5 protein-coding genes and 2 pseudogenes are annotated in these 10214 nt (G+C 63.9%); 6 read left to right on the top strand and 1 reads right to left on the bottom strand.

Features of this window, described 5'->3' with window-relative positions:
- Positions 1 to 6: 6 nt before the first annotated feature.
- The 5 genes and pseudogenes from HGG74_RS19575 (at position 7) to HGG74_RS19595 (ending at position 5269) form a co-directional block, all read left to right on the top strand.
- Entirely contained in the window at positions 7 to 1050 is a 1044-nt protein-coding gene (locus HGG74_RS19575) for an NAD(P)H-dependent flavin oxidoreductase (protein WP_168489102.1), read from the top strand.
- Positions 1051 to 1251, top strand: a pseudogene (locus HGG74_RS19580) (formylglycine-generating enzyme family protein); the annotation flags it as partial.
- An 86-nt stretch (positions 1252 to 1337) separates the two neighbouring features.
- Positions 1338 to 2203 (top strand): annotated as a pseudogene (locus tag HGG74_RS19585) (IS5 family transposase).
- A gap of 255 nt (positions 2204 to 2458) precedes the next feature.
- Positions 2459 to 3109 carry a transposase gene (locus tag HGG74_RS19590; protein ID WP_168489103.1) on the top strand — a complete coding sequence of 217 codons (651 nt, stop codon included), beginning with the start codon at positions 2459 to 2461 and terminating at the stop codon, positions 3107 to 3109.
- Between the two features lie 1425 nt (positions 3110 to 4534).
- Entirely contained in the window at positions 4535 to 5269 is a 735-nt protein-coding gene (locus HGG74_RS19595; RefSeq protein WP_168489109.1) for an NADPH-dependent F420 reductase, read from the top strand.
- Positions 5270 to 7648: 2379 nt separating this feature from the next.
- Here the strand turns inward: HGG74_RS19595 and HGG74_RS19600 are convergent.
- On the bottom strand, positions 7649 to 8152 hold the full coding sequence (locus tag HGG74_RS19600; protein WP_168489104.1) for a hypothetical protein: 504 nt from the start codon (positions 8150 to 8152) through the stop codon (positions 7649 to 7651).
- A 345-nt stretch (positions 8153 to 8497) separates the two neighbouring features.
- Here HGG74_RS19600 and HGG74_RS19605 point away from each other — a divergent pair, with 345 nt between their 5' ends.
- Positions 8498 to 9643, top strand: a complete 1146-nt coding sequence (locus tag HGG74_RS19605) for an NADH:flavin oxidoreductase (RefSeq protein ID WP_168489105.1) — start codon at positions 8498 to 8500, stop codon at positions 9641 to 9643.
- The last annotated feature ends 571 nt before the right edge of the window (positions 9644 to 10214 follow it).

Below are 10214 nucleotides of genomic sequence, written 5' to 3' on the forward strand. Positions count from 1 at the left end.
TGCCTCATGAAGACCGAAATCACCGAACTCCTCGGCATTGAACATCCCGTCCTCTCCGCCGGCATGGCACGTGTTGCCCAGGCCGACCTAACCGTGGCCGTCAGCAATGCCGGCGGCATGGGATGCCTGGGAGGGGTCAGCTACATGCCCGACGCCCTCCGGGCCGAAATCAGGAACATCAAGGCAAGGACCGACAAGCCCTATGCGGTCAATCTGCTCCTGCCCGACGCCCTCACCTCGGACGACGACTCGCAGTGGGAACCGGTCCGTGAACTGTGGGGACGCCTCTCCCCGGCTGAACGGACCAAGCTCACCGGCGTGGAAGCACTGCTGACCAAAGGTGCCGTCCACGACCAGGTCGAAGTTGTTATGGAGGAAAAGCCGCCTGTCGTCATTCTGACCTTTGCCACGCCGGCCGAGTTCGTCCAGCGCTGCCACCGTGAAGGCATCATCGTCGGTGCCCTCGCCGGCTCGATCGGCCACGCCGAGCGTGCCGCCGGCGCAGGTGTGGACTTCATCATCGCTCAGGGAACCGAAGGCGGCGGCCATACCGGGCATGTGGGCACCATGGCCCTGATCCCCGGCGTTGTCGATGCCGTCAACGTACCCGTTGCCGCCGCCGGCGGCATCACCGACGGCCGGGGACTGGCTGCCGCGCGCTGCCTTGGTGCTGCCGCGGTCTGGGTCGGCACCCGCTTTATCGCGTCCAACGAGGCATACGGCCACGAGGCCTTCAAGCAGCGGGTCATTACCGGCAACAGCCGGGACACCGTGCTCACCAAGTCCTACACGGGCAAGCCGCTGCGGGCATTCCGCAACGACTGGACCTCCGAATGGGAAGAAAAGAAAGGCCAGATCCGGGATTTCCCCGGCCAGTATGCCGTGGCCGGCACGCTTGTCGAGACCGGGTATCAGGACGGTGACCTGGCCACAGGCATGATGCCCGCCGGCCAGGGCATCCAGACGGTTCATGAGATCCTGCCTGCGGCGGAGATCGTCACGTCGATGGTCGCCGAGGCGGAATCCATCCTCCGCAAGCTCGGATCCTGACTGCCGAAGTACTACCGCATGGCCCCGGCGGAGAACCCGCAGGGGCCCACCATCGGTCGCGGGCGGGTCATGCGCGGCGGGTCGTTCCTGTGCCACGACTCGTACTGCAACCGCTACCGCGTGGCCGCCCGCAGCTCCAACGGGCAGGACTCGGCCAGCAGCAACTGCGGCTTCCGCACCGCCGCACCGGGAATCCAATGAGTTGACTGACAGGTACAGATGCCCAGCCGGGAGGAGGTCTAGGGCCTGTCCTGTGGATCGGGTGCACCGCGTGGTAGACCGGTGGGGTGGTTGGCAGGGGCGAACTCACTGATAAGGCCTGGGCGAGGATCGAGCCTCTTCTTCCGGCGTCCGGGCGCGGCGGGCAGTGGCGTGATCATCGGCAGGTGATCAACGCGATCCTGTTCAAGCTGCGCACCGGCGCGCCCTGGCGGGACCTGCCCGAACGGTACGGGCCGTGGAAGACCGCGCACGAGCGGCTGCGCAAATGGACCGCGGACGGCACGTGGGAGAAGATCCTGGCCGAGGCGGTCGTCAAGGACGACGCGGTTGGGGAGGTCGAATGGATTCTCAGCGTGGATTCGACTGTTGTCCGGGCCCATCAGCATGCGGCAGGGGCCCGGAAAAAGGGGGGTGCAACCCCGCGGTCGAGGCCCTCGCAGTGGACGGCGAAGGGATTGGGAGGTCCCGGGGAGGACTGAGTTCGAAGATCCACCTGGCCGTCGACGGGCGGGGCCTCCCCATGGGCGTGATCCTCACGCCCGGCCAGGACGGGGACAACCCGCAGCTGCTGCCGCTGCTGGAGGAGATCAGGGTCCGCCGCCCCGGCCGCGGACGGCCCCGGTCCCGGCCCGAGGCAGTCCTGGCCGACAAGGCCTACTCGCACCCCTGCACCCGCGCGGCGCTGCGCTCCCGCGGAATCCGGTTCACCAGCCCCGAACGCTCCGATCAGATAGCCCGCCGTGCCGCCAAGGGCAGCGCCGGCGCGCGCCCTCCGGACTTCGACCGGGAGGAATACAAGCGGCGCAACGTCGTTGAACGCTGCTTCAACCGGCTCAAGCAGTTCCGCGACCTGGCCACCCGCTACGCCAAACGCGCCGCCTACTACCGGGCAGAACTGCTCATCGCAGCCATCATCCTGTGGCTACGATGATTCACAGGACACGCCCTAGAGTGGGTCAGTGTCAGTGTGGGTGGTGCCGCGGATTCCGCGGTGGTTGGATCCTGATCATTCGGTGGCTGGCTCATAGAGTGGGTGCCGTCCCTGAGGGGCAGGCTGTCGCGCGTTTTGCCGCCGCCGGGTGTGAAGGACCGGCCGGCGTGGCCTGATAGGAGCGTGGCACCGCCCCGACTGAGCTTTGTCCGCCGGCCGGCCGACCGTCCCCTGGATCAAAGGAAGGCCGTTTCCATGGTGGTTGTTTTCGGCACGGACGTCCATAAGAAGTCGCATACCTTTGTCGCGGTCGACGAATCCGGCCGCCGTCTTGACGAGCTCACGGTTCCGGCCCCGGGCAAGGGCCATCACCGGGCCCGGCTGGCCGGATCGCTGGCAGACCGGGACGGGATCGTGGCCGAACTGGCCCGGGACGTGCTGGCCGACATCGACCGGCTGAGCGCCATGGCCGATGTCCTGGAGAAGCGCATCGGCGCCCTGGGTGCCGAACACGCCCCGGAGCTGCTGGCCCTGCCCGGGTGCGGGCCGCTTACCGCGGCGAAGATCCTGGGCGAGACCGCAGGCATCGGCCAGTTCCACACCCAGGCCTGCTTCGCGATGCACGCCGGGAGCACGCCGGATCCCGTCTGGTCCGGCAATACCCCCGGACGGGATCCGGCTCTGCCGCGGCGGCAACCGGCAGCTGCACTGCGCCCTGCACCGGATCGCGCTCACCCAGATCCGGCTGCCCGGCCCCGGCCAGGACTACTACCGGCGCAAGCTCGCCGAGGGCAAAAGCACCAAGGAGGCCCTGCGCTGCCTCAAAAGACAACTCGCCAAAACCGTCTACCGCACCCTGCGAAGCCAAGCGGCCGCCGGCAGGCTGCCGGCGGCCGCTTGACATAGGAGCAACGCACGGTTCCTTCCGATTGCACGGCACAGCCGTTTAAACATGACGTTCAGATGTCTTGCCGGATCGTCGTCAAACCCGCAGGGCCTGATCACCTCGGCGACCCGTTCGTCGGAAACTTCGACCGGTCGGAGCGTGTGCGGAAAGGTCTGGGCGGCCTCGGGATGATGAAGGCGTTGCTGATGCTAACGTCAAGCAGGGTGGCGGGCTTTCGCGTCTGCCGGCAACTTGGACGTTTGGATGACCGATAACCGTGATTATGTCAAGCCAGGGGATGGCGTGTCGGCGTGCGTGCGGCGGCGTAGCAGATGCCGGAAACCGCCGTTGCAGAGGGTAGGGGCAAACTTTACTTATGGGCCGTGAGTGGCGCCGCTTATGGGCAGTCCCGCCGCCCCGGAACCGTCGAACGCCTTTTCCGCGGCCCGCCACAACATCCCGGCTGCTGAAGAACCAAACGCACTTTGACTCGGCGGGCTCAATGATCCCGTTACGGCCTTAACTTGGCAGGCGGCCGACTGGACGCAGGCCGGTGTGCTGCTCGTCGGCACTGGCATGTACGCCGGTGCAGCCCCTGCAACCCGGGGCGAACGCTCGGTACGAGACCGCGCTGTCTTTTCCTCCGGCCCCAGGGGGCCCAATTCGCCGCCAGACACAACGTTGCCCTCGTCGACAGTCAGGGCTTAGTTGTTGCTACTGTCATCATCACCTATACAAACAGCAAAGGGTTACGTCCTTGGCGCCAGCATAATCAGGCCTGCCCGCCCAGACCTTTACCAGCCGCGTCCCCGCAGCGGCTCTGCCGCGGGCGAGACGGACATTTGCGGGACTGGTCAGGTTGTCATCGACCTGGATTTGCAAAGACGTGAATTTGGATTTGGCCCACCTCCCGGGGGGTCGAAGTGTTCGATTTAGAACAAACCGTACCCACCCTCGCGCTCAAAGAGGCCCATGCAACGGCAGCAGCGAAGTCAATGGTCATCCAGAAGGTTAACATGTTCACGGTTCTCGGAGCCGAAAGGAAGCGCCTCATCGGCCTTCAAGGCCGGCATGTCCCTGAACTGCTCGAGGACGAGGTCAGGCGAGCACGAATTCCTATGTCCCATCTTGTGCGCCACTCCAAATTACGTAGCGTGTATTTTTCGCAAGGACAAATGCATTGGACGAACCGCGGACGGTAAGCTTTACTGGAGTTCAGTTGATGGAAGAAAAGTACTTGGGCCCGCAAGTTACGCAATCACGTCAAAGTTTTTGCCTCACCCAGAGCGCGCGGAATGCTCCGACGCGGACTGGCAGCCGATGATCTAATTATCAACCAATGCGTTTTGCAAGATGTGAATGAGCTTTGCGCTCACCAAAGCAGAGATTTGCGAAGCAGCGTGTCTGAAGAGATAAAAAACCAAGAATAAGAAAGAGCCAAATTGGTGAATAAATTTGGGTTGATTGGGGCAGGGCTGATAGGAGGGACCCTGGCGCGCAGGCTCGCGGTACTGGGCCATGAGGTGAAAATCGCAAACTCCAAAGCGCCTTCAACGCTTATCGGCTTTGATGTGCCCAGGATCACCCCAGCATGGGCTACTGACGCCCTCCGCGGAGTCGACGTGGCGATCATCAGCGTGCCGCAATCCGCCATAGCGTGCCTGTCGGAAGAGGTCCTTGTCGGCCTTCGCCAAGCCCCGATCGTAATTGACACCGGGAACTATTATCCGAACCGTGACGGCCGGATCGACATGATCGACGAGGGGCTTGCCGACAGCGAATGGGTAGCGAAGCAGCTTGGGCGCCCGGTTTTCAAAGTATTCAACAGCATTGGCGCGGTGAGCCTGTTGAAGAAGGGTCGCCCTTTCGGGGCGAAAAACCGGATTGCGCTGCCAGTCGCCGGCCCGGCAGGTTCTAATAAACGGCGGGTGATGTCTTTGGTCGATGAACTGGGTTTCGACCCCGTCGACGGTGGCGAGCTCAACGACTCTTGGCGCCAACAACCCGGAACTCCAGCTTACTGTGCAGACCTGACCGCAGCCGAGCTGAGCAAACAGATTGCGCGAGCAACCGTACGGGACTCCGCACAGTACCAGTGGAGGCGTGACAGTACAGATACGGTGGCGGGCAGTGCGAGGCAGCGTCAAATGATGGCCAACGATCATCGCGAGGCCCGGTAGGGGTCGATTGAGCCAATAAAGGGAACCCGAATGAATCACAATCACGGGTGGCGCATCAACTCTGGTGGCGTGCAGAGCGAAAATTCTCGTGGGGCGGCCCGCTCCCGTCCCCGTCGATGTGGAACTCGTCGCGGTTCACCGTGGCCCCCACAGTTCTGCCACCGGCCGGCCGGCATTCTGGCCGCCGGACGGCGTGCGGCTGTAGCCGGTCAGTTCCCCTGCCGGCCCTCCCAGGTGTCTCGCAGCAGATGGTCTGCGGCAGCAGGAAATACCGCACAGTAGGCTACATTCTGGACTGTTCCGCTTCGCCCATGGCTGTCACCGAATAAACCTATGACACATTGCGGCAATTGGAGAAGGACGCTCTGCACGACGTCAAGGAACTGGCCGCCGTATGCGACCGGGCCCAGCCCGAAATACTTGCATGAGATCCGTTGCGGCGCAGACCGCTGCAGGCCACGACCGATTCCTAAACCGGCAGTTTCTGACGGGCGCCGCGGGGCATGGGCTGCCTGAGGTGCCAGGTTCGCTGGCCACCGCCGGACCGGCCTAACGGTACGCAGGGCAGTGCCGCCAAGTCCTGGCACCTCGGCCTACCAAAAGCCGCCACGTTGAACGCCGGTGACGGACGCTACGTAGAGTAAATGCTTCAGAAGCTTCGGCAATTGGCCTGGCCTGCTACTTCGATGTGAGAGCTGGCCTCGAGGACCTCGGCCCGCAGCCGCAGCTACCAGGGGCACGACCCTATCAGCAGCCCCTGCCCGCGACCAGCAGATTGACGGCATGGCCGACGTCATAATCCGCGGGATCAGCGCCTCACCCTGATGTGTCCGACCGGAGGAGGCACCGCAGCGCATGCATCAGCCTTCAGCTAACGCGGAGCTGGAGAGGGCACAGGCCCGTCCCGATCTCTTGACGCACGGCATCGACCGGGCAGGCTCGCAATGCCAGCCCGCCTACGGCGGCTTCAGACCGGCGAAGAGGAGTGCCGAACGCGAGCTCAAGTGGAGCCGTTACTTGACGCAGGGTCGGCATGAGCATTTGGGCACTTACAGACTCAGGGAGCTCCCGAGTAACGGTGTTTCGCTGCTTCGCCAGAGTCGCGATTGACCTGGACCGGACGGTGACGAGAGAGGCTTCGTGAACAGCCCGCCGCAGGCCCGACCCGCCGCCTGTCAGCCGGTTCGGGTGAGCCGCTTCCTGCAATCCGCCGCGTCCCCTGTGATCCGGGGAAGGTCGGTCGCATGCTGATGCCTCCAGTTGACGATAAACTTTGGCGCGACGGTCCAGTGAATACTGCAGCCACTTCGGCCCGCATCAGCGGCACCGTGTGGATCCGATCCCAGGTTCCGCTCCGGCCGAAACGGTGGTGCCGCTTCCATGTCGATCCGCCCCGGGCCGAACCCGACAGGCGGGTCCCTCCAGACAATCCCGCACCGGTACCAGTAGATGATCCCCTCGGTCACCTGCCGGTGATTGCGGAACGGACGTTCGCACTGCCCCCGGAACTGGGCAGCAGCGGCCCAATCCACTCCCCCAGCATCACTGAGAACGGTAAACGAGCTTCGGCCGGAATCCCTTGGGTGTCAGGGGAAGATTCCCGCGATAGTGTCCACCGGTGGAACCAGCAGCCGCTGCGCAGGTCCGCATCCAAGCGGATTTGCAAACTGTTGAATCATTGCAATGTAGCACCTAGGCTAGCTGCCATCTTCGCGTCCGTGTAGATGAAGCCGCCTCACAGGGGCAGCCGATCCCGTAAATTTCGGCAAGGAGGACCATGAAATCCGTCTATGTTGTCAAGACAAACCCGGTGGACGGCCGCGAGGACGAATACAATGATTGGTACGACAATCAGCACATCCCGGATGTCTTGGCTGTCAAAGGAGCCACGGCAGCTCAGCGGTTTACATTGGCCGACCACCCCCAGGAACGGATCGGCCCCCTACAAGTACCTAGCCCTCTACGAAATAGAAGGCGACCCCGCAGATGCGCTGGCGGCGTTGAATGTTGCGCTTAAAGAAGGCATGTTCATTTCTGATGCCCTCGGTCCGACACCTGAGGACCATCTCTACGTCGCCCTACGAGGCCGCGTCGAGGCCAGCAACTAGAACGTGTCTATTTTATTGGCATCGCTGGATTAGGGACGGTCAGGGCAACGTCTGCCGGGCAGGTGAACGCGGGCGGCGCCGTACCAAGTGCCAGCGCCGCCCCACCGCCCGAAGCGACTGCAGTATGGCCGCCAGGTCCGGTCCCTGTACGCCCCGGCGCCGCCGTTCACGGACGGACAGGCCCTTGCGCCGACGCTTGGCGGCCTGCCTTCCCGGCCGCACACGCTGAGCATATCGGCGTGCGGCGGACTGCGTGTTGGCGCACACAACATCAACAAACCGCGATACGAAAGGCATCCTCATGGGAACCATGTCGAGTGGAATGATCTGGTCGGCCGGCAGGTTCGGATCCAGAAAGACGGGCATACCATCCGGACCGCCCAGATGGAGGCCGCTGCGGACGTGCTCTGGAGTGCAGCAAGTGTTCCGAGACCTGGGCATCGATTCTGGCCAGGAACTTTTGAACTCGGCGGCCCGGCCCGTGCGGTGCAGGCTGGAGGTAACCGGCCCGCGGCGGTGTTGATGACCGCGAACAAGGTGGTGCCGTATCCGGCGTAGTCGCGGGTGCGCCTCTCTGGCATGCGGACATCATCGGGAACGCCGGCTGGTACCGCGCCAGGGCCTGAACCTGCGACTTTTCGTCCACGCAGAGCACCACCGCCGACTCGGGCGGGTTCAGGTAGAACCCGGCCGAGTCGTAGACCTTCTCAATGAACAGCGGGTCGATGGAGAGCTTGAAGCCTTCCTCCACCAGGTGGGGCTTGAGTTCGAACATGCTCCAGATGCGCCCGATGGTCGAATTCGACCGCCCGGTCCGCTCGGCCATCTTCGCCCGCGACCAGTGCGTTGCGCTCTCCGGCACCGCCTCCAGGGCGGCCACGACAACGTCCTGATCGTCGCTGGCCCGCCGGGAGGGGAGCAGTTGTCCAGTGTGCCCTCAAAACATGCGGGAAGAACTGTTTATCCCGCCGAGCCGGAAGGCCAGCCGTTGCGAGGTTATCCAACGATTCAAATTCGTCTGCGGCCAGGACGGTGACTGTGTCCGACGTTCGCAACGCCATCATCATCGGACCGCGCCCGGCCAGTGCCGCACACAATTTCCCTACTATTAGGAGGCAAAATGAACATTGTCGAAGCGTCGACCGAGGCACGGGACGAGGCGATTAACAGCCTCTTCGTGCCGTTTAAGTACAAGACGCTTGAGCTGCGCAACCGCATAGTCATGTCCCCTATGACGCGGTACTTCTCCCCGGACGGTGTCCCGGGCGAGGACGTCGAGGAGTACTACCGACGTCGGGCCGACGGCGAGGTCGGTCTGATCATCTCGGAAGGCGCGTTCATCGACCGGCCTACGGCAAGGAACGTGGAGACTGTCCCGTCATTCGCCGGTGACGCACTCCCGGCCTGGGGCCGAATCGGTCGGGCCGTGTCGGAATCGGGCGCGAGGATGATCCCGCAGCTCTGGCATGTGGGAGGTCACCGCGACTTCAACTACCCCAACTCCTCATGTGGCGACGAACTCGAGAGCCCGTCCGGCCTCATCGGCCCGGATGCGTCGGGTGGGCGGACGATGACGGCGGACGACGTCGACGACGTTATCGCCGGCTTTACCTCCGCCGCGTTGGACGCCCAACGGCTCGGTTTCGCCGGTGTCGAGCTGCACGGCGGACACGGCTACCTTTTCGACCAGTTCTTCTGGGAGGAGACCAACAAGCGCAACGATCGTTGGGGCGGCCGGTCCGTGCGCGAACGGACACTGTTCGCTCGGGAGGTCGTGCGGTCGGTCCGTTCAGCGGTCGGCCCGGACTTCCCCATCCTTCTGCGCATCTCGCAGTGGAAAACCGCTTTCTACGACGCCAAGATCGCGGGCACCCCAGACGAGCTGCAGGAGTGGGTGGGCCCGCTGGCCGATGCCGGGGTGGACATCTTTGACTGCTCGACGCGACGGTTCTTTGAACCGGAGTTCGGCGGGAGCTCCCTTAACCTTGCCGGATGGGTCCGTAAGATCACGGGCCAGCCGACGATCACGGTTGGATCCGTCGGCCTAAACACCCACCTCTATCAGGACTTCGAGACCGGTGAGCTCTCGGCTCCGACGCCGTGGACGATCCGTGAGGTCGCGCGGCGGCTCGAGAACGAGGAGTTCGACTTGGTGGCGGTGGGGCGTTCGCTGCTCGCCGATCCAGGCTGGGTCCGTAAGGTGAAGGCTAGGGACTTCGGCGCCCTGCGACCGTACTCGGTCGAGCTCATGAAGACCCTCGTCTGAGGGCTCCGGGAGCGGCGCTTTTCCGGGGAGAGTATCTCTCCTCTCAGTCGTGAACCCGTCCCGGCACATGTGGTGTCGGGACGGGTTCACGTCGGTGATCCACGGCACTGCCGGGCCCTGAACGGCACCGACCCGGAGCTCGGATACACCCTACGGCACGAGGACGGCCTGGCGGACTGCGGGTTGATCTTCAACAAGGCGTGCCCAGTTCGTCGACTGGGTCTAGGAATTCTACCGGTCCCTCGCGTCGCACTCTGATCTCGTCGGGAACGTCCTGATCGGCGTCGACGAGGATTACTCCACCAGCGAGAGCTACGCCGGTTCCGCTCTGCTCGCGGCTTGTAGGTGAGCGGTAAACAAATAACCGCGGCTCAGCCACCAGCTCTTCGATACTGGGCGCGGCGGTGGTCTGCGTTAAAGGCGGGCCGCCGCCGCGCCTCCACTGCTACTGGCGCAAAGTGCTGGCGATCTGGGCCATGACGGTGTTGTCGGCCAGGGTGGTGGCGTCGCCGGCCTCGCGGCCTTCGGCGATGTCCTTGAGCAGGCGGCGCATGATCTTGCCCGAGCGGGT

Origin of the sequence: Arthrobacter mobilis (assembly GCF_012395835.1) — a bacterium.
Lineage (GTDB): Bacteria > Actinomycetota > Actinomycetes > Actinomycetales > Micrococcaceae > Crystallibacter > Crystallibacter mobilis.

Bases quoted from the DNA above. Each gene is read 5' to 3' on its own strand.
- HGG74_RS19575 (WP_168489102.1), top strand. From the start codon at position 7: ATGAAGACCGAAATCACCGAACTCCTCGGCATTGAACATCCCGTCCTC.
- HGG74_RS19590 (WP_168489103.1), top strand. From the start codon at position 2,459: ATGGTGGTTGTTTTCGGCACGGACGTCCATAAGAAGTCGCATACCTTT.
- HGG74_RS19600 (WP_168489104.1), bottom strand. From the start codon at position 8,152: ATGTTCGAACTCAAGCCCCACCTGGTGGAGGAAGGCTTCAAGCTCTCC.
- HGG74_RS19605 (WP_168489105.1), top strand. From the start codon at position 8,498: ATGAACATTGTCGAAGCGTCGACCGAGGCACGGGACGAGGCGATTAAC.